We start from the raw sequence: 26196 nt of genomic DNA on the forward strand, positions 1-26196 counted from the left end.
GGGATCGTTCTGGACGCGGGCGTAAGGAAGGAGGAGCGAAAGGGTGGGGCCCCGGTCATTGACCGGGGCCAAAGGCGTTACTGTGTCTGGGAGACGGCGCGGTTCAGGGCACTGAAGAGTGCGCGGAAGCTGGCGGTTGTCAGGTTTTCGTCGATGCCGATGCCATGCAACGGGCGGCCACCGTCCAGGCGAACCTCGATATAAGCCGCCGCCTTGGCATTGGCGCCTGCACCAATAGCGTGCTCATGATAATCCATGACTTCGATCTGGACCGGTAGAGCTGACACCAGCGCCTCCAGTGAGCCATTGCCGGTGCCTTGCCAATGCTGGGTTTCACCCTTGGCCATGACTTCAACGTTGACCGCGCTGATACCGTTCTCTTCCTGCAAGCGGTGACGCTTGAGCTGGTAAGGCGAAACGGCCTTCAGATACTCGTTATCAAGCAAGTCGTAAATCTGCTGTGCCGTCATTTCCAGCCCCAGGCGATCGGTTTCCTTCTGAACGACCTGGCTGAATTCGATCTGCATCCGACGCGGCAAGGTAATGCCATATTCCTGCTCAAGCAGATAGGTGATACCACCCTTGCCGGACTGGCTGTTAACCCGGATGACCGCCTCGTAGCTGCGACCAATGTCGGCGGGGTCGATCGGCAGGTAGGGCACTTCCCATAGGGTGTCTGGCTTCTGCTGGACGAAGCCTTTGCGGATGGCATCCTGGTGTGAGCCCGAAAACGCCGTGTGCACCAGATCACCCACGTAGGGATGGCGGGGATGAACCGGCAACTGATTGCATTCCTCGACCACCTTGCGCACGGCATCGATGTCGGAGAAATCCAGTTTGGGATCGACTCCCTGGGTATAAAGATTCAGAGCCAGTGTCACAAGGTCTACGTTGCCGGTGCGCTCGCCATTGCCGAACAGGCAGCCCTCGACACGATCGGCGCCTGCCATCAGGCCCAGCTCGCTGGCTGCAACGCCAGTACCGCGGTCGTTATGAGTATGAAGGCTGACAAGCACGCTGTCGCGACGATTGACATGACGGCAGAACCACTCGATCTGATCCGCATAGACATTTGGCGTGGCCGCCTCGATGGTGGCGGGAAGGTTGAGGATCAGGCGGTTCTGTGGGGTCGGCTGGAAAACGTCGATCACGGCATTGCATACTTCGACGGCAAAATCCGTTTCCGTGGAGCTGAATACCTCAGGTGAGTACTCGAAACGCCATTGCGTCTGCGGATTGGCATCAGCCAGGCGCTTGATGACACGACCAGCATTGACGGCAATCGCCTTGACGCCTTCCTTGTCCTGGTTGAAGACGATGCGACGGAAGCTGGGCGCGCAGGCATTGTAGTAGTGCACGATTGCCTGCTTGGCACCTTTCAACGACTCGAAGGTGCGCTCGATCAAGTCCTCCCGCGCCTGGGTCAATACCTGAATGGTAACGTCATCCGGAATGTGGCCGTTTTCGATCAGCTCACGGACAAAATCAAAATCGGTCTGCGAGGCTGATGGGAAGCCTACCTCGATTTCCTTTACGCCTACCTGCACCAGCGTCTTGAAGAAACGCATTTTCTTCTCGCTGTCCATTGGCTCGATCAGAGACTGGTTTCCATCACGCAGGTCCGAACTTAGCCAGATAGGCGCTTCGGTAATGGTCTTGGACGGCCAGGTGCGGTTGGGCAGGTCGATAGTGGGAAATGCACGGTATTTCTTGGACGGATCGTTGAGCATGGCCATGAGAATAATCCTTTAGTTCTTGTTTCTTTCCGCGACCGTAAGAGCGGCGCCATAGTTGAATTGCCGGTCTTTCATTGCTGGTGATGGCACTGGAAAGCACTGCGGCAAGTGAATTCGATGTGTGTCGAGTTCAGGGTCGCAGTCGCGGACTGACCAGACGCAGGCAGGCGTGTTGCCGTAGCAGGATGAGGGTATGTGAAGTAGTCATACCCTCAACACTAGTGAGGAATGTCTTGAATGGCAAGCATGTTTAAAAAATTGGTATAAATCATCGCCAGATGCTTTTTAAAGCAATAAAAAGTTAAAAAATAGGGGTTTATTGGATTATTTTTTGATGCGCGTAAAGGGTGTCCGAGCGATGGTTCGGATGTCTGGTCGCTTGGGAATATCAAACATGCGACCATAAGGACTCACTGAGACTGGAAGCTGATACGTGATACCGCAGAGGCGCCCGCGACGTTTTGCCTGGCTTGGCTTGTTTGCCATGGCCATGGCCTTTGTCGCACCGGTGGTGTCCCAGGCTCTGGCAGCCCATCACGTCCACAGGCATGAGCATCATCACGATGGCATGACCCATTCTCTGGACAAGCAGCCGTCTGTATCGAATACCTTGCAGATTACACAGACACCACACTGGGTGTATGTCTGGGAGAAATGCGGCTATTGCGATCTGCTGTTCAATAATCCGCCGCTTTCATCTGAATTCGTCATACGTCCGCCACGCACACTGTATGACAGCCCGGTGTACCTGGGCCTGGCTGCACGGGGCTTTGCGCGGCTGCCCGTTTTTATAGGGGCCATGACCCGGGCGCCGCCTGCAGGTGTTTGAGCAACTCGATATTTTAGGTGCCTCGACGGCACGGTAATTCTGTTTGTTCACGCTGGCGTCTGACGCCTGTAAGGTATTTTCATGCGTATTTTGTTGAGTCTTGTTGCTGCACTGCTTCTCACGCCCTATGCCATGGCACATGAGTATGAAACGGGTCAGCTGCATATTGATCATCCCTGGTCACGCGCTACGCCTCCCGGGGCGCCCACCGGAGCGGTTTACTTTGTCGTGCACAATCACGGTAAGCAGGCGGATCGACTGTTAAGCGCTGATTCGCCTGTCGCGGCTAGTGCTGAACTGCACACCACTATCAACAAGGATGGGATGATGGGCATGCGCCATATGGAGCAGGGGGCCGAGATCGCGTCCGGTGCCGAGTTGCGCCTGGAGCCTCAGGGTAATCACCTGATGCTGGTCGGGCTCAAGCAGCCTCTGGTTGCAGGACAGCGTTTTCCGCTGACGCTGCATTTCGAGAAGGCAGGCAATATTGAAGTACAGGTGGCTGTTCAGGATGACGCGCCTGACGCCCATGAGCATCATCATCAGCACTGATTCTTTTCCTTCGAGTCTGCCTGGATAGCCCTGACAGGGAATTCAGGCGGGTTAAGGAAATAGAAATAGGTCGAGTAGCCGTCAGCTCAATTGGCATGTCGGCAAAGGGATTAGTGTGAAGGCAGTGATAAAGAGGCATGACAATGCCTCTTTATCATTAAGTGAGGTGATCACCTGACGGCGAGCGCCTTCGTAGTCTTGGTAGACAACAGGTGCCGGTCAGGCTTCCTGTTCGTGAACATCCTGCTCGGAATGAGCTTTTTGTTCAGCGATCTTCTGCACTTCCGCTTCGTAGACCTTGTCCATGACGCTGGGACGTTTCCGCCAGGGTTTACGGTCAGGAGTCGATTGAGCCGCGTATGTGGTGATTTCACCACCATAGATGTTTTGAAAGCGCTGGGCCTGGCGTTCCAGTTCGGCGCGAAGTTCTTCTTTCGTCACTTTATTTAAATCTTCACTATTTGTTGTAGTCAAGGCGGTTGATACACGCTCAGGGCGAGCGTGTATTGCTACTGACCGCACGAGTCGATGGCCAAGTTGAAAAGATACTGAACGGCCATCAGGCTAAGCCCTATTTATATAAGGCCTAAACGGTCTTGTCACCTATTCTTAATGTATTGCGTTATTTTTCAGCCCTAATGAATGGGGCCTTTCGAAACACTTTCCAAGTATGGAAACGCTCCGAAACAGGGCCTTCCCGTCTGATCATGCCTGAAAGTGGTGCGCATCATCAGAGGAGGCAAGCGGTTAGAGCGCGAGCTAGAGCCCTTGTTCCCTGGTAGATGGAGAGTTGGCATTATTTTTTCTTGTCTATTTCACAAAGCATGGCGATGTGCCTGTAAGCCTTGACTCTTTATGCGCCCCGATGCGCCCGGGTAACGAAGCCTGAACACGTGTTTCACGACACCTGTTCGGGCTTTTTTTTGGAGCGAAAAAATGCACGGTAAGGTGGTATCGATTGGCGCTTTATTCTCTACCGACGGCACTTACCGGCGTATGGGCCGGAATGCCCTAGCGGGTGCAGAGCATGCCATTGCCGAGCTTAATGGAAGCGGTCACCTGGACTTTGAGCTTCGCCTGCATCATTTCAACCCCGAAGGTAGACCAGAGCGCTACAGTGAAGGGCTGGCTGAGCTGCATGCACAGGGAGTTCGGCACATTTTCGGGCCTATCACTTCGGCCAGCCGTAAGGACATCATCCCTGATCTTGAGCAGCGCAACAGTCTGCTCTGGTTTCCATGCCCTTATGAAGGGTTCGAAAGCAGTGAAAATGTCTTATACCTTGGGGGCTGTCCTAACCAGACGTTGATTCCCCTGCTGCGTTTTGCCATCGAGGCATTTGGTGACCGAGCCATGCTGATTGGCTCCAATTACGTATGGGGCTGGGAAAGCAACCGTATTGCCCGCGAGATCATGGAGGCAGCGGGTGGCGTCACTTGCGGTGAGAAGTATTTCCACTTGGGCATCACTGCGTTCGGCGAGGTGATCGAGAGTTTACTCACCAGTCGGCCAACGTTCGTACTGAACAACTTGGTTGGCGAATCTTCTTATGCCTTTTTGCAGCAGCTGGACCAGGTGTGCGTCGAGCGTGATATGCGCCTGCCGGTGCTCAGCTGCAACTTTACCGAAGGGGAGCTGGTCGAGCTCGGACGCATGCAGGCCTTGCGGCTGTTTTCCTGCGGTCCTTACTTCGAAGCGGTTGACCCGGTGTTCAGCTTGCGCCAACACCGTCGGCATGGGCCGCACCCTTATTCACACTATTACGCCTGTACCTACGCCGGAGTGTATCTGCTGGCGGAGGCCTGCCAGAGAGGCGGCAACGATACACCAGCCGAGGTATGCAAAGCCCTGTATGCCGCACCGGTGAAAACAGCGTTGGGCGACCTACAGGTATCGCCCCGCAATAACCACACCAGTCTGCCGTGCTACATCGCCGAGCTTGAAGACGAGCGCTTCGTGATCCGGCATGTCGAGCCCGCATTGTGTGAGGCGGACCCGTACCTGACGGCGACTGACCTCAGCGTATTTCGTACCCGGCGGCATGCCGTACCGTCCCGCCATTTGAGGATCGTCAAATGACTCTGCTTAAGCGTCCCGATTTCGAGAATACCCGTTTGCTGCTGGTGGATTGTGATGAACGCGCCCAGGCGAGTCTGCAAAAAAGCCTGCAGCGTCTGGGTGTTGCGGCATCGGTCGTGGCGCAGGATGCCGAAACCGGCCTGAATGATGTATTGGCGCTGGTCGTGGAACTGGATCAGTTCGCCAGCCCCGTGCTGTTGGCCGAGGCGAATAGGCGCGCTCTGCCGATCATCGCACTGACCCAGCACGAGACGCTGTCACAAATTCAGCGTGCGCTGGAGTTAGGCGCAACTGCCATGTTGAACAAGCCCATCACGCAGGGCTCGGTTTACACCACGCTGATGATGGCCATCGGGCTGCGCGACCGGCTGCGTGATGAGCAGCAGAAAGTCGTAGGTCTGCAAGACAAGGTGGACAGCCGCCCCCTCGTGGCTCAGGCGCTGGCCTGGCTGATGGTCGAGCTGGACGTCACGGAAACGCAGGCCTACGAGCGTATCCGTCACCTTTCGATGCAAACCAACCGGAGCCTGGAAGAGATCTGCCTGGATCTGACCCAGGCGCATCGGCAGGATGCAAGGGAGGCTCGCTCATGACGGGCGTAGCCACCTTGTATCGTAGGCCCTCCGTCGTGATCGCATTGCTGTTCATTGTGGCAATCGTGTTGCTGGCTGTACTGGCGCCCTGGGTGGCGCCCTATGATCCTTCCGAGCAGTTCATCGAGGGGCTGACCTTGGAAGGTGCGCCATTACCGCCGGACGCGACGTATCACCTGGGAACGGATCTGCTGGGCCGTGATCTGCTGTCGCGTCTGCTCTATGGCGCACGAACCTCGTTATTCATCGGCGTGCTGGCCAATGGACTCGCCGTATTGATCGGTACGCTGGTTGGCCTTGCGGCGGGCTTCATACGCGGTTGGCTCGGAACGACCCTGATGCGGTTTACCGACCTCATGATGGCCTTTCCAGCGTTACTGCTGGCCATCGCCTTGGCGGCCATCTTTCAGCCCAGCGTGTGGATTGTGGCGCTGGTCATCGCCATGGTGAACTGGGTGCAGATCGCCCGGGTGATCTATTCGGAAACCGTGGCGCTGTCGGCGCGGGATTTCGTTGAGGTCGAGCGTACCCTGGGTGCAAGCTCCATGCGCATTCTGTTTTCCCACCTATTGCCACATCTGGTACCTACGATTCTGGTCTGGGCCACGCTGGGCATCTCCACTACCGTATTGCTGGAAGCTACGTTGTCGTTTCTGGGGGTGGGGGTTCAACCGCCAACACCCAGTTGGGGCAACATCATTTTTGAAAGCCAGACCTACTTTACGTCAGCGCCCTGGCTGGTGCTGTTTCCCGGGGCGGCCATCGTACTGCTGTCGCTGTCGTTCAATCTGGTCGGTGACGCGTTGCGCGATGCCCTTGATCCGACGCTGAAGGGGAGAGGCTGATGTTGACCTTCATAACCCGCCGAGTAGCGTACGCATTGCTGATCCTGCTAGGGGTTACGCTGATTACCTATCTGCTCCTGTTCATGCTGCCGGCCGATCCGGCGCGACAGATCGCCGGGCGCAGCGCGACACCCGAGGTGGTCGAGAACATTCGCCATCAGTTGGGGCTGGATCTACCGTTCTACCAACAATACTTCAACTACCTGAAAGGGCTGTTACACGGCGACCTGGGGCGCTCCTTTATCCAGCGCTCGGAGGTCTCTGAGCTGATTGGCTCACGTCTTGTGCCTTCGCTGCAGCTCATGGGGATGGGCATCCTGTTCGAGCTGATCATCGGGATCGGCCTGGGCATTATCGCCGCGCTCAAGCGGGATTCGTTTGCCGACCGCCTGCTCATGGCCTTTTCCTTCATAGGCGTGTCGTCCCCCCAGTTCATCGCCGCCATGCTTTTTCTGTACTTCTTTGCTGTAAAGCTTGGCTGGTTTCCCATGGGCGGGTATGGCGAATTTCGCCATATTCTGTTGCCTGCTCTGACACTGGGGCTCCTGGGGAGCGGCTGGTACTCGCGGATGGTGCGCTCTTCCATGATCGAGGCCTTGCATCAGGACTTTATCCGGACGGCGCGGGCCAAGGGGCTGAGTCGTCTGCGTGTGGTGTTCCGCCATGTGCTGCCTAACGCCATCGTTCCAATCATTCCGATGATCGGAATCGATATCGGCATTTTTATGGGTGGGCTGGTGGTCGTGGAGTCCGTGTTCGGCTGGCCTGGCATCGGTCAGCTCGCCTGGCAGGCCATTCAGCAAGTGGACATTCCCGTCATTGTTGGCGTTACGACCGTCTCGGCCGTGGCGATTGTCGTGGGCAATCTGCTGGCTGATCTGGTGATTCCGCTGGTTGATCCGCGTATCGATGTGAAAAAGCACTAACGACATCTAAAAAGAGGCAGGAGCATGAGAAGGAACGCTTTATCCCTGGCCATTGCGGCTACGCTGTTCGCTGGCAACCTGCTGGCGGCCGAACCCAAGACGGGCGGCGAGGCGGTCATCACCTATCAGAACGATGTGGCGACGCTGGATCCAGCTATTGGCTACGACTGGCAAAACTGGTCCATGATCAAAAGCCTGTTTGACAGGCTCGTCGACTACAAGCCCGGCACGACGGAGCTGATCCCGTCACTGGCCGAGCAGTACACCGTCTCTGATGACGGCACCGAGTACACCTTTACGCTGAAGAAAGGCGTCAAATTCCATAATGGTCGCGAGTTGAAGGCCAGCGACGTGAAATATTCCCTGGAGCGGGCCGTCAACCCGAAAACCCAGAGTCCGGGCGCCGGATTTTTCTCGTCCATCCAGGGCTATGAAGACATGACCTCTGGCAAGAGCCAGACGCTGAGCGGGGTCACGACGCCTGATGAATACACCGTCAAGATAAAGCTGAATCAGCCTAACGCTACCTTCCTGCACATCATGGCGATCAACTTCGCCTCGGTCGTTCCGAAAGAGGCGGTCGAACAGTGGGGCGCTGACTTCGGCAAGCATCCGGTAGGTTCCGGTGCCTTCGAGCTGGCCGAGTGGAAACTGGGCCAGCAGCTGGTCTTCAAGAAGAACCCGAACTACTTCCATGCTGGCGTACCGTATCTGGATAGCATCAAGTTCGAGATCGGCCAGGACCCGACGGTCTCCCTGATGCGCCTGCAAAAGGGTGAAGTGGACATCGCCGGGGATGGTGTGCCCCCCGCGCAATTTCTGCAATTCAAGAATAACCCGCAGCAGAAGGAGCTGATGGTCATCGGTGACCAGTTACAAACGGGATACCTCACGCTGAAGACCACGCTGCCTCCGTTCGACAAACTTGAGGTTCGAAAGGCCGTAAACATGGCGATCAGCAAGGACCGGATCGTTCGCATCATCAATGGTCGCGCCAAGCCAGCCAACCAGCCACTGCCGCCTGCCATGCCCGGATATGACGCTGCGTTCAAGGGCTATGCTTACGATGTGGAGGGCGCCAAGAAGCTCCTGGCCGATGCAGGCTTTCCCAACGGTTTCGATACCGAGCTGTATGTGATGAATACCGACCCGCAGCCACGTATCGCCCAGTCCATCCAACAGGACCTGGCCAAGGTGGGTATTCGTGCACAGATCAAGTCCCTGGCGCAGGCCAACGTGATTGCGGCAGGTAGCGAGAAAGACAAGGCACCTATGGTGTGGTCGGGCGGTATGGCCTGGATCGCCGACTTCCCCGATCCATCGAATTTCTACGGCCCGATCCTGGGGTGCGAGGGGGCGGTAGCGGGTGGCTGGAACTGGGCCTTGTACTGCAACAAGGCGCTGGATGCCGAAGCGAAAAGGGCTGATTCGATGGCCAAACCCGAGCAGCAGGCTGAGCGGATTGCCCTATGGAAAAAGATCTTTACCGATGTCATGGCCGATGCGCCGTGGGTGCCGATCTTTAACGAGCAGCGCTTTACCGTGCGATCTGCTCGCATGGGAGGTGACGATGCGCTGTATGTCGACCCTGTCCATGTCCCCGTCAACTACGACTACATCTGGGTGAAGTGAATGTGCCAGAACTGCTTGGTTAAAACGATCCATAGCATCAACAGCCATTTTGGCTGGGACAACAGCTTCGAGCCAACGGCTCGGGTAGCGCCCGGAACCGAACTGGAGTTTCAGTGCCATGACTCCTCTAACGGCTACTTCAACGCACAGTCGGTCGCCGCCGATGTGTCCACGATGCCGTTCGACAACATCAATCCGGTTACCGGGCCGATTTTTGTCGAAGGTGCCCAACCGGGTGATGTACTCAAGGTGACGATCGACAGCTTCAAGCCTTGCGGCTTTGGCTGGACCGCGAATATTCCAGGCTTTGGCCTGTTGGCCGATCAGTTCAAGGAACCGGCGTTGGCCTTGTGGCATTACGATAAGGAGAGTCTGGCACCCGCCGCGTTCGGGCAGTTCGGCAAGGTCCCGCTCAAGCCGTTTGCAGGCACCCTTGGCGTCGCTCCGGCTGCACCAGGACCGCATTCGATCGTCCCGCCCCGTCGCGTGGGAGGCAACCTGGACATCCGCGATCTGGCCGCCGGCACTACGCTGTATCTGCCCGTGGAGGTGGAGGGGGCGCTGTTTTCAATAGGGGATACCCATGCGGCCCAAGGGGATGGCGAGGTCTGCGGGACGGCCATCGAGAGCGCCATGGACGTGGTGGTGAAGCTGGACCTTATCAAGTCCACTCCCCTGGCCGCACCGCGCTTCAGTACGCCAGGGCCGGTAACCCGTCACCTGGATGCCATGGGGTACGAGGCCTTTACCGGTGTCGCGTCTGACCTGATGGATGCGGCTCGCCAGGCGGTGAGTAGCACAATCGACTGGCTCTGCCGTGAACACGGCATGCCGGCCGAGCAAGCCTACATGCTGTGCTCGGTCTGCGGTGATCTGCGAATCAGTGAAGTGGTGGACATGCCGAACTGGGTGGTCTCGTTCTACTTCCCCAAAGTAGTCTTCAACTGAGGTAATGCCATGACTGCCGAGACACCCCGGCCTTTGCTGTCGGTCGAGCACCTGTCCATCGAGTTTGGCAGCAGGCGCGTCGTGAATGACCTCAGCTTTGCCCTGCACAGTGGCAAGACCCTGTGTATCGCCGGAGAGTCCGGCAGTGGTAAATCCCTCACCTCGCTGGCTATCATGGGGTTGCTGCCCAAGATGGCGCGATTGCCCAGCGGCGTTATCCTTTTCGAGGGACAGAATCTGCTGGATCTGCCCGAGCGGCAGATGCAGGCGCTCCGGGGTAAGGACATAGGCATGATCTTTCAGGAGCCCATGACGTCGCTCAACCCATTGATGACCGTCGGCCAGCAACTGGAGGAGACGGTACGTCGGCACGAGGCGGTGAGTCGTGGTCAGGCGCGGCAGCGTGCCCGTGAAATGCTCGACGCGGTGCGTGTACCCCAGGTAGAAAAGCGCCTTACGCAATATCCCCACGAGTTGTCCGGCGGGATGCGGCAACGGGTAATGATCGCCATGGCGATGCTGTGCCGTCCGCGGGTGCTGATTGCTGATGAGCCTACCACAGCCCTGGACGTCACCATTCAGGCCCAGATCCTTGAACTCATGCGCGAGTTACAGGGCGAGTTTGGCACCACGCTGTTGATGATCACCCATGACATGGGCGTGGTGGCGGAAATGGCCGATGAGGTCGTGGTGATGAATCAGGGCGTGATGGAGGAGCGGGCACCGGTACGCGAGCTTTTTAAGACGCCCAAGGCAGCGTATACGCAAAAGCTTCTGGCGGCCGTGCCGGTACTGGGCACAGTCGCCAAACCTGAATCGCGAGCAACGCAGCCAGTAGTGCTGGAGGTTCAAGACCTCACCGTGCGCTTTCCGCTGCGGGGCGGCTGGTTCGAGGAAGCTCGCAACGTTCACGCGGTGGAAAACGTAAGCTTCAATCTGCACCAGGGCGAAACCTTGGGAATCGTAGGGGAGAGCGGCTGCGGCAAGTCCACGACCGGCAGAGCGCTTATGAACATGCTGAGTTACGAGGGCAGCGTGAAGCTCATGGGGCGGGAGTTAAATGGGCTTGTCGGCAATGCGCTCAAGCCGGTGCGGCAAGGTATCCAGATGATCTTTCAGGATCCGTACGCCTCCCTCAATCCGCGCAAGACAATCCTAGATCTCGTAGGCGAGCCTTTGCTTATTCATGGACAAGGCGATCTTGCGGCCCGTAAGAGGCGTGTCGCCCAATTGCTGGATCAGGTTGGCTTACCGGCTGAGGCAATGGAGCGCTACCCGCATATGTTTTCGGGCGGACAGCGGCAGCGTATCTGTATTGCCCGTGCGCTGGCGCTCAACCCCAAGGTCATCATTGCGGATGAGTCCGTATCGGCGCTCGATGTGTCCGTACAAGCACAGGTGCTCGATCTGCTGGAGCGCTTGCAGAGGGAATATCAGCTGAGCTACGTCTTTATTTCCCACGACATGGCAGTGGTCGAGCGTATCTGTCATCGTGTGGCGGTCATGTTTTGCGGTCAGATCGTTGAAATCGGTCAGCGTGATCAGGTGCTTGGAAATCCGCAACATGCTTATACGCGGCGGCTATTGGCTGCTGTGCCCATGCCGGATGTAGATCACTGCAAGGACTTTAAAAGCCTGCTCAAGGACGTCGAAACGCCTGACCCTATCAAGCCACGTGGTTATCAGGCTCCCTTGCAGCGTTATCGCGCGGTAGATCTGGATCATTGGGTTGCGGTTTAAGTCTTTGATTGACCTAAGGTTGCTGCTCTGGTATCTGTACGCATATACAGTTATCTGGGTCATAAGGTATGTCGATTACCGTACTAGGGCGAAGCGAGCGGCTTCGCCATTTATTGCCCGAGGCGGACTCTCTGCGGATCAGCGGCTTTCAGTCTGCGGCGGGTCAATGGGAAGAAAACGCCATCTCGCTGGATAGGCTGGTGGGGTTGGGCGAGTCACCAATCTGGGTGGTGATGGTGGATGATGAAAGCCTGCTTGAGTTCGGGATCTATCCGGGAGATCGGCTAATTATCGATCGGGCAGTAGAATGCCGACCGGGGCATCTGGTGATCATGGATGTGAACGGCCAGTATGAAATACGCCGACTCACGCACGACAACCAAGGCGGTCGCCTGCTGTTGGGTGGGCGTCAGGCGCGCCCAATCAATTACGGTCGCGATGAGCCTCTGGATGCGTGTGGCGTCGTAACCTTTGTGCTTAGCTATGTGGCACAACCGGCAACGTAATCAGCATCGGCGCTGCCGTTAATCCACTGCTTCAACGCGCCAGCCACTTTTCCAGTTCTGCCACATCGTTTCCGGCACCGGCGGCCCGGTTTTCGGCCAGGCGCCAATAGAGCTGTGCCATGGCAAGGTACAGTGCCTCGCTGGGACGGTCTTTTTGCGCAAAAGCAGCGATTTCTTCCATTTCTGCTACCCAACGGTAGGCTTTGGGGTACATGTCGGGCAGTTTCTCGTTAGCCCACTCGTAGAGCATCGGCTGGCTGCATTTGAGTTCATCGCGCAATGCCTGGCCGGAACCACTGCGCTCGGCAGCCTGCACCATGGCAGCGATAAGGCCGGTCAACCCCTTGGTGATACCGGCATAACTCATCTTGAGTCCTGACGCGGCACCGATGGGCGCTTCCAATACCTTCACCGGAAGGCCATAGTCGTTGAGCTGGGCAAATCGAGCGGCATGCTCGCCTGAAGCATAGAAGGAGGGGCACGTTCGTTCAGGCGAAGGAGGCGTGCCAAAGATGGCCGCATCGACGAAGGCGCATCCTGCATCGGTAAGGGTCTGACCGACCTGCTCGACGGTGGCTGGAGCAATGGCGTTACAGTCCACATAAACGGTCTTTTTCATGCGGCCCAATATAGGGGCCAGCTCTTGCGCCAACGGTAAGGCTTCGGACGGCGGCACAATGGAGAGCAGAATATCGGCTTCACCCAGCTGTTCCTGTTCGACCTCACGCAACCCTGCCGCTGCGGCGCGCTCGCGGGTAGCCACGCTGCGGCCAGCCAGGGTGGTGCAGACATCCAGGCCGTGATCGCGCAAATAGCGGCCCACAGCAGCGCCCATGGAGCCTGGGGCGATCAGGGCAACGGTCAGCGTCATGGTTCATCCTCGTGGGTTGTTGTTTTCATTCCTAGCTGATCGGCCAGATCCTGCAAGTCACTGGCAACCAGATCCCAGCTGTCGGCTGGCTGTTCGATCGGACCTTTTGGTCCTTTTTCCAGAGGGCGCTGAATAAAGGCCGTCCGCAGACCCAGCTCACTGGCTGCCTGAAGGTCATTGTTATGAGCCGCACACAGCATGACTCGTTCAGGTTCAAGGCCCAGCAGGGTGCAGGCGCTGAGATAACATTCGGCATCAGGCTTGTAGTGATTGAACAGATCCGCGCCGAAGACCATGTCCCAGGGAAGACCGCCGTGGCGTGCCATATTGACCAGCATGGCAACGTTGCCATTGGACAAGGCGCTGATGCTATAGCCCTGCTTGAGTCGAGTCAGACCGGGGACGGCATCCGGCCAGGGATCGAGCCGGTGCCAGAGGCGATGAATCCAGTCCACTTCAGCCTTGGTCAGGCCAACCAGTCCGTATTGGGGCAGCAGTTCCTCAAGCGCCACACGGTGCAGATCGTCAAGCGGCGTCCAGGGTAGCGTTCGCTCGCGAATCTCATCCATCAGCGGGCCGTAGGCCTCAGCTCGCCAGGCATCGACAAGGGCAGGCCAGTCGGCTTTAAGGCCGTTTTTCTCCCCAAAGGACTCAAGTGAGGCGATCAAACTACCCCGCCAGTCGACTACGGTGCCGAACACATCGAACAAAAGTGCGTGTACTGTCGTCTTCATTGCGAACTCATCGCCTGCGTAAGAAGTACCTACTGTCTTGACGGAAAGAGGTGCGGCGCAGTTCCCTAATCTCTGACGTAGGAAGACCATGAACCTTTGTGACTACACCCATTGGGTATTTGATATGGACGGTACCTTGACGGTTGCCGTGCATGATTTCGCAGCCATTCGGCGTGCCCTGGAGATACCACCTGAGGCCGATATCCTCCATTACCTGGCCGCCTTGCCCGAGGCGGACAGCAAGGCCAAGCATGCCTGGCTGCTCGAGCATGAGCGGGAGCTAGCTATGGGTTCCAAGCCTGCCCCGGGGGCGGTTGAGCTGATCAGGGCGTTATGCGCGCGCAACTGCCGGATCGGTATCCTGACCCGTAATGCTCAGGAGTTGGCCTATTTAACGCTGGAAGCTATTGGTATTGCCGAGTGTTTCAATCGGGCGGAAGTGCTTGGGCGAGACGAGGCGCCACCCAAGCCGCATCCAGGTGGGCTGCAGCATTTTATCGAGCGCTGGCAGGTGCAGCCGAGCGACGTGGTAATGGTCGGCGATCATCGAATTGATCTGGAGTGTGGCCGCGCAGCCGGTACGCGTACGGTATTGGTCAACGCACCGGAGAATACCTGGCCAGAGCTGGCTGATGATCATGCCGTGGACTGTTTCGCACTGGCGCAGCGCATCGCGCGGGCTTGAGAGAGAGTACCGATCCGATCGATCGGGTACCCGCCTTTGCAAGGTTATAAACGAGACGCTGTAAACGTATCGCAGCGCTCTACCGCACCATTGTCGAATCCGGTCCTGAACCAGCGGGCCCGTTGTTCGGAGGTGCCGTGGGTAAACGAGTCGGGAACGGCGCGCCCTTGAGCCTGCTCCTGGAGACGGTCGTCACCAATGGCATGGGCTGCGTTGATGGCTTCTTCAAGATCACCGGGCTCCAGCCAGTGTAGGCGTTTCTGAGCATGATTTGCCCAAACGCCAGCATAACAGTCGGCTTGCAGCTCCAGGCGAACGGATAACCCCTGCGCACCTTGGGCAGGCATGCCACGGCGCTCAGCAGCCTGCATTTTTTCCGTAGTGCCGACCAAGTCCTGCACGTGGTGACCGATTTCATGGGCAATGACATAGGCGCGGGCGAAATCCCCGGCTGCCGAGAAGCGGCGCTCCATCTCGTCGAAGAAGGAAAGATCCAGATAAACCTGCTGGTCAGCCGGACAATAGAACGGGCCGGTTGCGGCACTGGCGGAGCCGCAGGCCGATTGCACATGACCGTTGAAAAGAATCAGCTTGGGCTGTTGATAGTGTTCTCCATGGGCTGCAAAGATTTCGCCCCATGTGTCTTCGGTGTCGCCCAGGATGGCGCGGACAAAATCCACCTGTTTGGAGTTGGCGTCCGGCGCCTGGGTTTGCTGGGCTACCTGCGCTCCGCCGCCTGAACCTGTCACCATGCTCAGTACCTGGAGTGGGTCCTGGCCTGTTACCAGGCTGAACACCACGACCAGCAGAACCCCGCCAACTCCGAGGCCACCACCGATTTGCAACCCACGGCCACCGCCACCGGTGGCCTGTTCAACGTTGTCGCTACGTCGCCCTTTACCCCAATCCATCTCATCGCCTCGCTTGAACGCTTTGTGGGTGAGACCACGGGCGTCTGGCAGAGTGCGCCAAAATGTTACGAAACGTGGTGACTCGAGCCCTCAGCCGTTTGGCGAACTCGCAGTTCGACCACACACTCGGAGCGAGACAGCAGGTGAACATGTCCACCTACCCGTACGGCACCTTGTTCATCTACAGAAACATCCATCTGGCTGGGGCGCCCGGTGAAACCGCCTTGATGAATAACGAAGGGCTTTCCAGTGCCTTGGCAGCCGTGGCGGACCAGATAGGCCGCTGCTGCACCCGCTGCGCTACCTGTCGCAATGTCTTCTACCAGGCCGGCATTATCCCAGCTGCGACCTTCGCCACGTTCTACATCCAGCACATATACGAATGCCGCGCCAATACCGTGCAAACGTGCCTCCAGATCCTGCGCTGCGATCCGCGCACGGCCCAGTTGGCTACCTTTGACCGGCAGGATCAGATAGGGAAGCCCGGTACTGACAACCATGGGCGGGTAATCAGCATCAAGGTCTCGCAGTCGTAGTGAAAAGGCGTGGGCAAACCACTGGCTCTGCGCCTGATCCAACTGGCATCCCCACTGGGCAAGGCCTTGGTCCATCTCGGCGTAATAGCCTGTTGCGGCGCGGTGGGTCATCAGGATGACCGTTTTTTCCGAAAGCTCGATCCGCCAGGTCTCCTGCTCGGCCTGCCCGTGCTGATGGTGGAGCAGGGCGGCGGCCCCAATCAGCGGATGGCCGGCAAAAGGCAGCTCTTCCTCCATCGTGAAAATACGTGCACCAAAGGTATTTGCCTGCGCCCGTGGCTCAAGAAAGATGGACTCATACTGGCGCAGCTCCTGGGTCAGTTTCTGCTGCGTACTGACAGGCAGGCCCGAGGCATCCGGGAAGATGGCTAGCCCATTACCCGCGAGCGGACAATTCGCAAAAACATCCACATGCCAGTAAACCAATGGCGACATGGGGGCTCCTAACAAGGGTTGGTGAGTCCACAAGGCTACGTGTACGCAACGGCTCATGCCAAGCCGGTAATCGGCGCGACTCATCTTTGTTTCATGCGGATGCCCGGCATCCCCATCGTGGAGAATACTCATGTTGAAAGGTACAGCGCTCATTGTTGGTGTGACAGGAATTTCCGGCTACAACCTGGCCAATGTGTTGATATCCAGTGGCTGGACGGTGTATGGCCTGGCTCGCAAGCCCTCAAGCCAGGAAGGTGTCATTCCCGTGACCGGTGATCTGCTGGATGAGCAGTCGCTGACCGCCGCGTTGAAGGATCTCCCCATTACCCATGCCTTCTTCTGTACATGGACCCGCCGCGACACCGAGAAAGAGAATGTCGAGGCCAACGGTGCCATGATGCGCAACCTCTGCAAGGCGTTGGAAAACGCGCCTCTTCAGCATATGGCGCTGGTAACAGGAACCAAGCACTACCTGGGCCCATTCGAAAGCTATGGTCAGAATGCCGCCGAGACGCCGTTCCGCGAGGAGCACCCGCGTCTGCCGGGCGAGAACTTTTATTACACACTGGAAGACATCCTTTTTGAACATGCTGAGCGCCGCGGCTTCAGCTGGAGCGTGCACCGCTCCCACAGCATGATCGGCATGGCGCGTGGCAGTAATGCCATGAACATGGGCGTGACCCTGGCTATCTATGCAAGCATCTGCAAGGAGACCGGACGTCCCTTCGTATTCCCAGGCTCGAAGGTGCAATGGAATGGCCTGACGGATATCACCGATGCCGGTCTTTTGGCGCGCCAGATGGAGTGGGCAGCGTTGTCGCCCAGCGGGCAGAACCAGGCGCTCAATACCGTCAATGGCGATGTATTCCGCTGGCGCTGGATGTGGACACAGATCGCGGACTTTTTCGAGCTGGAGGCTGCGCCCTGCCCAGACGAGCGTCAACCGCTGGAAGAGCAGATGAAGGACATCGGACCGGTATGGGAGGAGATGGCGCGTCGCTATGAACTCGTCGAATCCGACATAGGCAAGCTGGCCTCCTGGTGGCACAGCGATGCAGACCTGGGACGTGAAATCGAATGCCTGAACGACATGACCAAGAGCCGCGACTTGGGCTTTCTGGGATATCACGACAGCCGGGCATCCTTCATCGACCTGTTCAATCGCCTGCGGGCCGAGCGGATCATTCCCTGACCGCTGGTCACTGCACCTGCACCTCCCGAGTCTCTTGATGCCAAACCCTAGGCACACACATACAAGAGCCAGGAGGTGCCCGATGAACAAGAAACTCGCTATAGCGGCGTTGGCAGGTCTGCTTTCCACGTCTGCCTTTGCTCAAACCGGCCCGACCGATCCGACATCCCCGACCGAGCCGGTAACACCCGGCCCTAGCGTGAACAGCAATGATGTGACGCCAGGCGCCGACTCTGGCAGTTCACCCAACAATGGCAAAGGCGCGAGGACCACAACCCCGGATGGCATGAATAACAGCACCGGTTCGAAGACAGGACCTGACACCATGGATCATGGCACGCACCGTAGCCAGGGTAGCCATACCGGCACTGGGGCGGGTATGGGAATGGACAGCAACACTAACGGCACAGGTGCAGGCTCAACACCGGGCATGGGGCCGGCTGCCAACACGGGCAAAAATCCCTGATGATAGCGTAGCGCCGATAAAGCCCGCCTGATGCGGGCTTTATCATGAGAGGGCTCAGGTGGTCAGGCGTATCGCCTCAAAGTGCTCGCTTGGGGACATGATCTGATCGCGTGCTGCGATCAAGGGCAGGTCGCGGCTACCCGGTGTAGTGCGGGCCACCAGGGCATAGAGTGTACTAACGGCACTGGCTACGGCTTCAGGCGTACTGACACCCCCCAGCAGATGCCCCAGCAGTACGGACGAAAACACATCGCCCATGCCATTAGGCAGCGGCTGCAGCTCAACGTAGGGGGTCTGTACCATCCATGCACTTCGAGCGGTCACCGCCAGTGTGCTGAGCTTGTCGAGTGGAAGATCCGGCGTTCGCAGACTCGTTATAACAATGGTGTCCGGGCCGGGGCATTCAGACGTGCCGAGTAGTTCGCGGGCGGCCTGGATAGCGTTTTCCGTCGACGCCAGTGGAGATCCATACAACAGCTCGAACTCGTAGTGGTTGGGTGTAATCAGGCTGGCCTGCTCAATGGCCCGTCGACGCAAAAACTCAGGAATCCCCGGTCGTACGAAGACGCCGCGGCCTACGTCGCCCATCACCGGATCGCAAAGGTAGTGCACGCCCGGCTTGTTCTTTCGGATTTCCTGTACCACAGACAGGATGACCTCACCAATGGCTGCGTCGCCCAAATAGCCCGACAGGACCGCATCACAGCGCGCGAGAATGCCGCGTGCTCTCAGCCCGTCAAGCACATCATGGATATGCTCAGAGGGAAAGACCTGCCCCTTGAACTCGCCATACCCCGTATGGTTGGAAAACTGCACGGTGTTGACGACGACCGGTTGAATGCCGAGCAATTGTAGCGGCAGGGTTGCCGCCGCATTGCCCACATGGCCATAGGCAACATGGGACTGGATGGAAAGTACCAGAGGAGGAGAGCCGAGCGTCTCGGAAGCCATAGGGTTGCAGATCCTTATCCAATAAAGGAGGCGTTGTACTGTTTATGAAAAGGACATGGGCCGTTAGTGCCGTGACACCACTTCATCCTTGCCATCCGTTTTGAGCCCCAGCACTTCATAGGCGTTCTTCCGATTACCCATCTCCATACCAGGAGAACCCAGGGGCATGCCGGGTACGGCTACGCCAAGCAGGTCAGGGCGCTGGCGAAGAGTCAGAATGTCGTGGGCTGGTACGTGTCCTTCAACAAACTTTCCATCGATCACACCAGTATGGCAGGACGAAAATCGTGGCGGTACACCCAGCCGGGCCTTGAGTTCGCTCATGTTGGGTTCCATGTGATCGTGAACGGCAAAGCCGTTTGCCTCCAGATGCTTGATCCACTGGCTACAGCAGCCACAGTTGGGATCGCGGTATACGTCAATCGTCAAGGGTTCGGCTGCGTGAACTGTGCTGCCGAGCAAAGCGGCGAGTAGAACTAGGCGGCGCATGTAAAGGTCTCTTTCGGGTTGGCATACAGGCAGCATAAACTCACGGCCGCTCGAAGAGCAGGAGGCATTGGGTCTTTCGCTGTGCAAAGTGCTTCCACTTGTTAAGGACTGTTCAAAAGGCTCGTTGCTCTCTGGCTTTTTGAATGGATCTGTCTGGTTTGGCCCATGCGGCTACACCCCAAGGGAGAACAGGGGATGTTTTACACGCGTTTTGCTCGTGCGGTTCTGATCGTTCAGACACTGGTCTGGGCGGGTCTGGCGCTGGCCTATTGGTTCAGGCCCTATGAAATGACCAATGCCAGCGGAGTGCTGCTCATGGACTCCGCCTCGGTTACCGAAACCCAGGTCTTCTATGGCGGCCTGCAATTCGGTCTGGCATTGTTCACCGGCTTTGCAGTGTTCCGCCCTCAACTGGTACGGGCTGCCTTGCTGTTAATCGTCTTTTTGCAGTTGTCGACTGCCAGCGTTCGGCTTATTGGCGCCCTGTTGGCAGATGCGGGCGAGGCCAACTTCGACTGGTACAGCCAGCTTTACAAGATTGTCATCGCCATCCTGGCGATTGTAGCGCTGCGCCTTTTGGATCGCTGGAATCGCATGCTGGACGAGCGCTACGGAGATTACGAAGACGATTGAAACTCAGCTGGCGGAAGGCTGCGTTGCGGCCTGAGGGGCTGGTTGCAGCATCAGCCCTCCGGCCACGATCAGTCCGGCACCCGCCATCCAGAGTGCCGGGCCAAGCCCACCACTGAAATGGCTGCTGACAGCCGCCAGCAGAGGACCCAATAGTTGGCCGCCTGCGAACGCAGCGGTTAGCAGACCGGCATTGCGGTGAGGCGTTTCTGGAGCCAGCTCACGGCTATGCTGCATCACCAGTTGCATGGAGGCCAGGAACGGTCCTCCACACAGCAGCACACCCAGAAACAGCGCGCTCATGCCGGGCAGCAGGCATAGCAAGACGCCAGCGGCCTGCAGCCACAGAGTCGCGATGAGCCAACGTCTTGTGGCACCGGGCCGCTGGCGACGAAAGCTGGCCAGCACCACACCCAGCGCGGCCGCCAAACCGAAGGCAGGCCAGAACAGATCAGCTACCCATTCGCCATGGAAGCGCGCCGTAGCCATCTGGGAAAGAAATGTAGCCGGAACGATATAGCCCATGCCAACCAGGGCATAGGCGGCTGTCAGGCGGACCATGCGTGGCGAGATCGGCTTGGTTGATGTAACTGCATGAGCAGTAGTCGCCCGCGGCAGGGCTGGCAGTACAGCGATGGTCATCACCAGCGCCACCGCTGCATAGATCAGCCACAGGGTTGCCGAACCCTGGCCGTTCAGATTGGTGACCAGGGCCAGCAGGCCGCTCAGTACGATCCCTACGCCAGGACCAGCAAAAACCAGTGCGCCCAGTTTCGGCATGTTTGCCTGTGCCGCTACGCCCTGGCTGAGCCCGGTAACCATCACCAGCACCCAGGCACTGGCCAGGCCCGCGCCAAAGCGGAGCAGGGCGTGGGGCCAGAACCCTTCGGCCCACACCGAGAGAAGGGTCAGCCCTACACATAACCATAGGCCGGCAACGAGCCGAAAGCGGGTCTGGCGAGCAAAGAAGGCGTCCAATGCACCTACCAGATAACCCAGGTAATTGGCAGCAGCCAGCAGGCCTGCGGCTGTCAGGTCTATCTGGCCTTCCGCAATCAAGTGCGGAAGCTGAGGCGTCAATGCGAAGCGGCCAATGCCCATCGCAACGGACAGGGCGACCAGGCAGGCAAGCAGGCGGTGCAGGGCGGTCATGAGTAGTCCCTATGTAGATTCTTGATTGATGTATATAGGGTAGGGCTTGTTAAGGTTCCCTAAAACTGAATAAATAAGAATGGGTTGTTCACTTAAAGAGAATGGTTATGGAACTGGCTGAACTGCGCATTTTTCAGGCGGTGGCTGAAACAGGATCCATTGCCCGTGCAGCGGAGCTGTTGAATCGGGTGCCTTCCAATCTATCGACGCGCCTGCGTCAGCTTGAAGACAAGCTGGGCGTGGATTTGTTTGAGCGCGAGCGTCAGCGGCTGCATTTGTCTCCGGCAGGTACGGTGCTGTTGGGGTACAGCCAGCGATTATTCGCCTTGGCGGACGAGGCCCGAGCGGCCGTGCAGGATGGTGCACCGGCGGGCGCCTTTGTGTTGGGGTCGATGTACAGTACTGCCGCTATTCATCTTCCGGCCATGATTGCGGCCTACCATCAGCAGTATCCCAGTGTAGAGCTGCAACTGCAGACGGGTCCTAGTGGCGAGCTCATCGATGGATTGCTGCAAGGACGGCTGGATGCTGCGTTGGTTGATGGGCCTGCCCGGCATGACGGCCTGGAAGGCGTTCCGCTGTTCGAGGAGCCTATGGTGCTCGTGACCGGAGCTGATCATCCTCCGGTACATTCAGCAGCCGATGTGGCAGGGCGTCCTGTATTTACGTTCCGAACCGGTTGCTCTTACCGGTTGAGGCTGGAGGCCTGGTTTGCGGCGACAGGCGGTGCCATGGGGCCTATCATGGAAATCGAGTCCTATCACAGCATGCTGGCCTGCGTGATTGCCGGTGGCGTTGCCATGATGCCCAAGGCCATGCTGGATAGCTTGCCCGGGCGCGACCGCGTTGCGTGCCATCCGCTCGAGGCCCGTTTCGCCACGGCCACCACATGGCTCATGTGGCGCAAGGGGCGCCAGGGTGCAAATCTCAAAGCGTGGATTGCCTTGCAGAGTGACGTGTCAAATGTGGCTGTTAAGTCTTTTGGTGCTTGAAATTCGTATGACGAATGCGAAACTGCACAGGCCGTGAACAAGAATAAAGGCGCGCTTTCTCATGCGCTTTGAAAAAAGGATTGAGAAAATCATATGATCAAAATCGCCATCGTCGGATTTGGCAAGATTGCCCAGGATCAACACCTGCCTGCCTTGCAAAAAAATCCTGACTATCAGCTCGTTGCTGTCGCTAGCCGTAATGCTTCTCTTGATGGCGTAGCTCACTACAAGACCCTTGAAGAGCTGCTCGACGCCGTGCCGGATTTGGACGCCGTCTCCCTCTGCGCACCGCCAGCCGTACGCTATGCACAGGCTCAACTGGCCCTTGCCCATGGCAAGCATGTATTTCTTGAAAAGCCGCCTGGGGCAACCCTCAGTGAGGTCGAGGCACTGTCAGAGCAGGCCAAGGCCGCGGGCAAGACCCTGTTTGCCAGCTGGCACTCCCGTTATGCTCAAGGAGTGGCTCCGGCCAAAGCCTGGCTGGCCGACAAAACCATCAAAGCCGTGCAGGTCAACTGGAAAGAAGATGTACGCGTCTGGCACCCGGGGCAAACCTGGATTTGGGAGCCGGGTGGTATGGGCATTTTTGACCCGGCCATTAATGCCTTGTCCATCGTGACCGAAATCCTGCCCAAGCCGTTCTTTCTTAAGCAGGCAGCGTTGCAGGTTCCGGAGAATTGCCAGACGCCGATTCGTGCGCAGCTGGAATTCAGTTATGAGCGCGGTGCAGCCATTCAGGCCGACCTGGATTTCCTGCAAACGGGACCGCAGACATGGGACATTCATGTCGAGACCGATCAAGGCAAACTGACCCTGTCCAAGGGTGGCAGCCAACTCTACATCGACGATCAGCTTGAAAAAGAAGGTCCGGATGAAGAGTATCCCGGCCTGTATGCCCGCTTTGCCGAGCTGGTCAAAAGCGGTCAGTCCGATGTGGACGTCGCGCCGTTGCGGCATGTGGCGGATGCATTCATGTACGGCCGACGTGAGACCATCGAGCCGTTCCACGAAAATAAGCAGTGATAGTAGCCGGGCGGAATAACCGCCCGGTCAAACCTTAGCGGCGCTCAAGCAGGACGCCGCTTTCCATGTGGTGCGTCCAGGGAAATTGATCGAACAGGGCGCAACGCACGATACGGTGAGTATCCTGTAGCTGGGTGATATTCTGAGCCAGCGTTTCCGGATTGCAGGAGATATAGAGGATACGGTCGAAGCGACGTGTTAGCTCACAGGTGTCCGGGTCCATCCCTGCACGAGGCGGGTCTACAAACACGCTTCCAAAGGCGTAGCTTTTAAGGTCAATACCCGCCAAGCGACGGAACGGACGCACCTCATTGAGGGCCTGGGTCAGCTCTTCGGCAGACAGGCGCGCCAGGGTCACGTTGTCGATGCCATTATCTGCCAGGTTTGCCAGTGCAGCATTCACCGATGACTTGCTGATCTCAGTGGCCAGTACCTTGCGAACGCGGGTAGACAGCGGCAGGGTGAAGTTACCGTTCCCACAGTACAGCTCAAGCAGATCATCGTCCCGCTCGCCAAGTACATCGTAGGCCCAGCCCAGCATCTTCTGATTCACCGTCCCATTGGGTTGAGTAAAGGCACCCTCTGGCTGGCGATAGTGATATTCGCGACCTGCAATAGTCAGCGTTTCGTTGACGTAATCCCGCCCGACCACGATCCGTTTGCCACGGGAACGCCCGACGATATTGACGTTCAGCTCGGCGGCCAGGCATTCCGCAGCAGTTTCCCAGGCATCATCCAGAGGCCGATGGTAGGCCAGGGTGATGAGCGCCTCCCCGGACAGAGTAGTCAGGAACTCCACCTGAAACAGCTTGAACGACAACGTCTCGCTCGCCTGCCAGGCAGCCTTAAGGCGTGGCATAAGCTCATTGATGAGCGGGCTTGCGATAGGGAAGTTTTCAATCAGGATAGGCGTGTGCTTGTCGCCCTGTTCGAACATGGCATAGTGCCGTTCGCCTTCTTCACGCCATAGACGAAACTCGGCGCGCAGTCGGTAATTCGCAAGGGGCGAGTCGAATACTTCAGGTTCAGGTGCATCGAATGGAGCCAGCAGCTCGATGAGGCGATTCTTTTTCGCCATTAACTGCGTTGCGTAATCCGCAGGCTCGAAGGAGGGAACATTCATGGTCAGCTCAGTGAACGTAGTGGGCTTTTCAGCTAGGGTGGAGGCAAGGCTGCTATTCAGCCAATGCCATTAGTCTGAGAATTTTCTCGGGCCGAAACCATAGGGAAAAATCCTAGGGCAACGGCTTGTCGCTACGCATCGTCCAGACTGATCAGGCAGTACCACTGCCTCACAGCGTAAAAAAGGGTGGGCCAGGCCCACCCTCATGCTCAACATCAGGCGTTGAACCAGCCTAATTTGATGACGAAGAGAATGGATAGGATGACCAAGGCAATGTTCAGGTCACGTGTGCGACCCGACAATAGCTTGATAACTGTCCAGGAGATGAAGCCGAACGCGATGCCATTGGCAATGGAATACGTTAGTGGCATGGCCAGCGCCGTGATCAGAACGGGCGCAGCAGTGGTCAGATCATCCCACTCAATCTCGGCCAACCCCGAGGCCATCAGCACGGCGATGAAGAACAGCGCTGGTGCAGTCGCAAAGGCCGGAACGCTGCCTGCCAGCGGTGCAAAGAACAGGGCGAGCAGGAACAGACCGGCTACCACGACCGCCGTCAGACCTGTACGACCGCCAGCGCTGACGCCTGCAGCCGATTCGATATAGCTGGTTGTCGTAGAGGTGCCCAGCAACGAGCCAAACATGGCTGCGCTGCTGTCCGCGATCAGAGCGCGACCCATCTTAGGCAGATGACCGTCCGGGCCCATTAGACCGGCGCGCTTGGCCACTCCGATCAAGGTGCCGGAGTTGTCAAACAAGTCTACGAACAGGAAGGCGAATATCACGCTCACCAGACCGATATCCAGCGCGCCCTTGATATCCAGCTGTAGGAAGGTTGGCGCCAGCGAGGGCGGCATGGACAGCACGCCGCCAAACGGCGTCGCACCAATACCGATAGCCACGAGCGTGACGGCCAGAATACCGATCAGGACGGCACCTGTGACCCCACGGGCTTCCAGCGCCACGATCAGGAAGAAGCCCAGGATCGCCAGGATCGGACCGGGTTTCGTCAGATCACCCAGGCCTACCAGGGTGGCAGGGTTATCTACAACGATACCCGCACCTTGAAGGGCGATCAGTGCCAGGAACAGGCCAATACCGGCTGCAATTCCTGAGCGTAGCGCCAGTGGGATGCTGTTGATGATCCATTCGCGGATGCGAAAGACCGACAGGATGAAAAACATCAGTGCAGACAGGAATACCGCCCCCAGTGCTGCCTGCCAGGTATGCCCCATGTGAAGCACGACGGTATAGGTAAAAAAGGCGTTGAGGCCCATCCCTGGCGCCAGCGCAATGGGGTAGTTGGCAATCATGCCCATGATGGCCGAGCCAATGGCGGCTGCTAGGCAGGTCGCAACAAATACCGCGCCTTTATCCATGCCGGTCTCGCCGAGGATGCTCGGGTTGACGAACAGGATATAGGCCATGGCTAGAAAGGTCGTAACCCCTGCCAGCAATTCCGTACGCACATTCGTGCCATGGGCCTTGAGTTGGAAGAGTTTTTCCAGCATGGGAAAAGGCTCCGAATAAGTTGAAGTCAGCGAAGGGCGCGCATGATAGCAGGTCCCCAAGCCGATGTTTCCGTTCGTAATCTTCTAAAAGTAATAAGCAGACGAAGCC

At 57.8% G+C, this 26196-nt stretch carries 27 protein-coding genes; 16 read left to right on the forward strand and 11 right to left on the reverse strand.

What is annotated here, in order from left to right; genetic code table 11:
• Positions 1–77: 77 nt before the first annotated feature.
• A complete protein-coding gene (gene leuA, locus B3729_RS07140; protein ID WP_019366361.1) occupies positions 78–1736 on the reverse strand; it encodes a 2-isopropylmalate synthase in 1659 nt (552 codons plus the stop codon).
• Positions 1737–2169: 433 nt separating this feature from the next.
• Here leuA and B3729_RS07145 point away from each other — a divergent pair, with 433 nt between their 5' ends.
• Positions 2170–2565 (forward strand): DUF2946 domain-containing protein, encoded by a 396-nt coding sequence (locus tag B3729_RS07145; RefSeq protein WP_286787490.1) that lies wholly within the window; start codon positions 2170–2172, stop codon positions 2563–2565.
• A gap of 81 nt (positions 2566–2646) precedes the next feature.
• Positions 2647–3117: a copper chaperone PCu(A)C gene (locus B3729_RS07150; RefSeq protein ID WP_122041985.1), complete on the forward strand. Its 471-nt coding sequence runs from the start codon at positions 2647–2649 to the stop codon at positions 3115–3117.
• Between the two features lie 219 nt (positions 3118–3336).
• On the opposite strand, the gene B3729_RS07155 is transcribed toward B3729_RS07150, so the two are convergent.
• On the reverse strand, positions 3337–3558 hold the full coding sequence (locus B3729_RS07155) for a hypothetical protein (protein ID WP_037029664.1): 222 nt from the start codon (positions 3556–3558) through the stop codon (positions 3337–3339).
• Positions 3559–4053: 495 nt separating this feature from the next.
• Between B3729_RS07155 and B3729_RS07160 the strand changes: the two genes are divergently transcribed.
• The 8 genes from B3729_RS07160 to B3729_RS07195 all read left to right on the forward strand — a co-directional run bounded on the left by B3729_RS07160 (position 4054) and on the right by B3729_RS07195 (position 12386).
• Positions 4054–5196 carry a transporter substrate-binding protein gene (locus B3729_RS07160; protein WP_286787491.1) on the forward strand — a complete coding sequence of 381 codons (1143 nt, stop codon included), beginning with the start codon at positions 4054–4056 and terminating at the stop codon, positions 5194–5196.
• Complete coding sequence (locus B3729_RS07165; RefSeq protein WP_239381272.1) at positions 5193–5789, forward strand: ANTAR domain-containing response regulator; 597 nt, start codon at positions 5193–5195, stop codon at positions 5787–5789. Before B3729_RS07160 ends, B3729_RS07165 begins: the two co-directional genes overlap by 4 nt.
• Positions 5786–6634, forward strand: coding sequence for an ABC transporter permease (locus B3729_RS07170; protein ID WP_286787492.1), 849 nt, complete (start codon positions 5786–5788; stop codon positions 6632–6634). Before B3729_RS07165 ends, B3729_RS07170 begins: the two co-directional genes overlap by 4 nt.
• On the forward strand, positions 6634–7560 hold the full coding sequence (locus B3729_RS07175; protein WP_019366355.1) for an ABC transporter permease: 927 nt from the start codon (positions 6634–6636) through the stop codon (positions 7558–7560). Before B3729_RS07170 ends, B3729_RS07175 begins: the two co-directional genes overlap by 1 nt.
• A gap of 24 nt (positions 7561–7584) precedes the next feature.
• Complete coding sequence (locus B3729_RS07180; protein WP_010795236.1) at positions 7585–9192, forward strand: ABC transporter substrate-binding protein; 1608 nt, start codon at positions 7585–7587, stop codon at positions 9190–9192.
• The gene (locus B3729_RS07185) at positions 9193–10140 is read left to right on the forward strand and encodes an acetamidase/formamidase family protein (protein ID WP_286787493.1); all 948 of its coding nucleotides are present in this window, start codon (positions 9193–9195) and stop codon (positions 10138–10140) included.
• A gap of 9 nt (positions 10141–10149) precedes the next feature.
• On the forward strand, positions 10150–11880 hold the full coding sequence (locus B3729_RS07190) for an ABC transporter ATP-binding protein (protein WP_286787494.1): 1731 nt from the start codon (positions 10150–10152) through the stop codon (positions 11878–11880).
• Between the two features lie 68 nt (positions 11881–11948).
• Complete coding sequence (locus B3729_RS07195) at positions 11949–12386, forward strand: S24 family peptidase (protein ID WP_286787495.1); 438 nt, start codon at positions 11949–11951, stop codon at positions 12384–12386.
• A 31-nt stretch (positions 12387–12417) separates the two neighbouring features.
• Here the strand turns inward: B3729_RS07195 and B3729_RS07200 are convergent, their stop codons facing one another.
• Positions 12418–13257 carry an NAD(P)-dependent oxidoreductase gene (locus B3729_RS07200; RefSeq protein WP_122041995.1) on the reverse strand — a complete coding sequence of 280 codons (840 nt, stop codon included), beginning with the start codon at positions 13255–13257 and terminating at the stop codon, positions 12418–12420.
• On the reverse strand, positions 13254–13991 hold the full coding sequence (locus tag B3729_RS07205; RefSeq protein WP_286787496.1) for a haloacid dehalogenase type II: 738 nt from the start codon (positions 13989–13991) through the stop codon (positions 13254–13256). Before B3729_RS07205 ends, B3729_RS07200 begins: the two co-directional genes overlap by 4 nt.
• A gap of 88 nt (positions 13992–14079) precedes the next feature.
• Here B3729_RS07205 and B3729_RS07210 point away from each other — a divergent pair, with 88 nt between their 5' ends.
• A complete protein-coding gene (locus tag B3729_RS07210) occupies positions 14080–14676 on the forward strand; it encodes an HAD family hydrolase (RefSeq protein ID WP_286787497.1) in 597 nt (198 codons plus the stop codon).
• Between the two features lie 44 nt (positions 14677–14720).
• On the opposite strand, the gene B3729_RS07215 is transcribed toward B3729_RS07210, so the two are convergent.
• The gene (locus B3729_RS07215) at positions 14721–15587 is read right to left on the reverse strand and encodes a KPN_02809 family neutral zinc metallopeptidase (RefSeq protein ID WP_073449416.1); all 867 of its coding nucleotides are present in this window, start codon (positions 15585–15587) and stop codon (positions 14721–14723) included.
• A gap of 65 nt (positions 15588–15652) precedes the next feature.
• Positions 15653–16558 carry a PhzF family phenazine biosynthesis protein gene (locus B3729_RS07220; protein WP_286787498.1) on the reverse strand — a complete coding sequence of 302 codons (906 nt, stop codon included), beginning with the start codon at positions 16556–16558 and terminating at the stop codon, positions 15653–15655.
• Between the two features lie 133 nt (positions 16559–16691).
• Between B3729_RS07220 and B3729_RS07225 the strand changes: the two genes are divergently transcribed.
• Positions 16692–17750: an SDR family oxidoreductase gene (locus B3729_RS07225; RefSeq protein WP_286787701.1), complete on the forward strand. Its 1059-nt coding sequence runs from the start codon at positions 16692–16694 to the stop codon at positions 17748–17750.
• A gap of 82 nt (positions 17751–17832) precedes the next feature.
• Positions 17833–18216 carry a hypothetical protein gene (locus B3729_RS07230; protein ID WP_219652620.1) on the forward strand — a complete coding sequence of 128 codons (384 nt, stop codon included), beginning with the start codon at positions 17833–17835 and terminating at the stop codon, positions 18214–18216.
• 54 nt (positions 18217–18270) lie between these two features.
• On the opposite strand, the gene pdxY is transcribed toward B3729_RS07230, so the two are convergent.
• Both pdxY and B3729_RS07240 read right to left on the reverse strand, forming a co-directional pair.
• Positions 18271–19167, reverse strand: a complete 897-nt coding sequence (pdxY, locus tag B3729_RS07235; protein WP_286787499.1) for a pyridoxal kinase PdxY — start codon at positions 19165–19167, stop codon at positions 18271–18273.
• A 63-nt stretch (positions 19168–19230) separates the two neighbouring features.
• A complete protein-coding gene (locus tag B3729_RS07240) occupies positions 19231–19656 on the reverse strand; it encodes a DUF411 domain-containing protein (protein WP_150346900.1) in 426 nt (141 codons plus the stop codon).
• 195 nt (positions 19657–19851) lie between these two features.
• Between B3729_RS07240 and B3729_RS07245 the strand changes: the two genes are divergently transcribed.
• Positions 19852–20289, forward strand: a complete 438-nt coding sequence (locus tag B3729_RS07245; RefSeq protein WP_010795223.1) for a DUF4345 family protein — start codon at positions 19852–19854, stop codon at positions 20287–20289.
• Between the two features lie 3 nt (positions 20290–20292).
• Here the strand turns inward: B3729_RS07245 and B3729_RS07250 are convergent, their stop codons facing one another.
• Positions 20293–21438, reverse strand: a complete 1146-nt coding sequence (locus B3729_RS07250; RefSeq protein ID WP_074824637.1) for a YbfB/YjiJ family MFS transporter — start codon at positions 21436–21438, stop codon at positions 20293–20295.
• Positions 21439–21545: 107 nt separating this feature from the next.
• Between B3729_RS07250 and ptrR the strand changes: the two genes are divergently transcribed.
• Positions 21546–22430 (forward strand): putrescine utilization regulator PtrR, encoded by an 885-nt coding sequence (gene ptrR / locus B3729_RS07255; RefSeq protein ID WP_010795221.1) that lies wholly within the window; start codon positions 21546–21548, stop codon positions 22428–22430.
• A 93-nt stretch (positions 22431–22523) separates the two neighbouring features.
• Complete coding sequence (locus B3729_RS07260; RefSeq protein WP_286787500.1) at positions 22524–23453, forward strand: Gfo/Idh/MocA family protein; 930 nt, start codon at positions 22524–22526, stop codon at positions 23451–23453.
• A gap of 34 nt (positions 23454–23487) precedes the next feature.
• Here the strand turns inward: B3729_RS07260 and trmA are convergent, their stop codons facing one another.
• Both trmA and B3729_RS07270 read right to left on the reverse strand, forming a co-directional pair.
• Positions 23488–24576: a tRNA (uridine(54)-C5)-methyltransferase TrmA gene (gene trmA, locus B3729_RS07265; protein WP_286787501.1), complete on the reverse strand. Its 1089-nt coding sequence runs from the start codon at positions 24574–24576 to the stop codon at positions 23488–23490.
• A 215-nt stretch (positions 24577–24791) separates the two neighbouring features.
• On the reverse strand, positions 24792–26087 hold the full coding sequence (locus B3729_RS07270; protein ID WP_122044747.1) for an NCS2 family permease: 1296 nt from the start codon (positions 26085–26087) through the stop codon (positions 24792–24794).
• Between the last annotated feature and the right edge of the window lie 109 nt (positions 26088–26196).

The sequence above is a fragment of the Pseudomonas sp. UBA3149 genome (genome assembly GCF_002364655.1).
In the GTDB taxonomy this organism is placed as follows: domain Bacteria; phylum Pseudomonadota; class Gammaproteobacteria; order Pseudomonadales; family Pseudomonadaceae; genus Chryseomonas; species Chryseomonas luteola.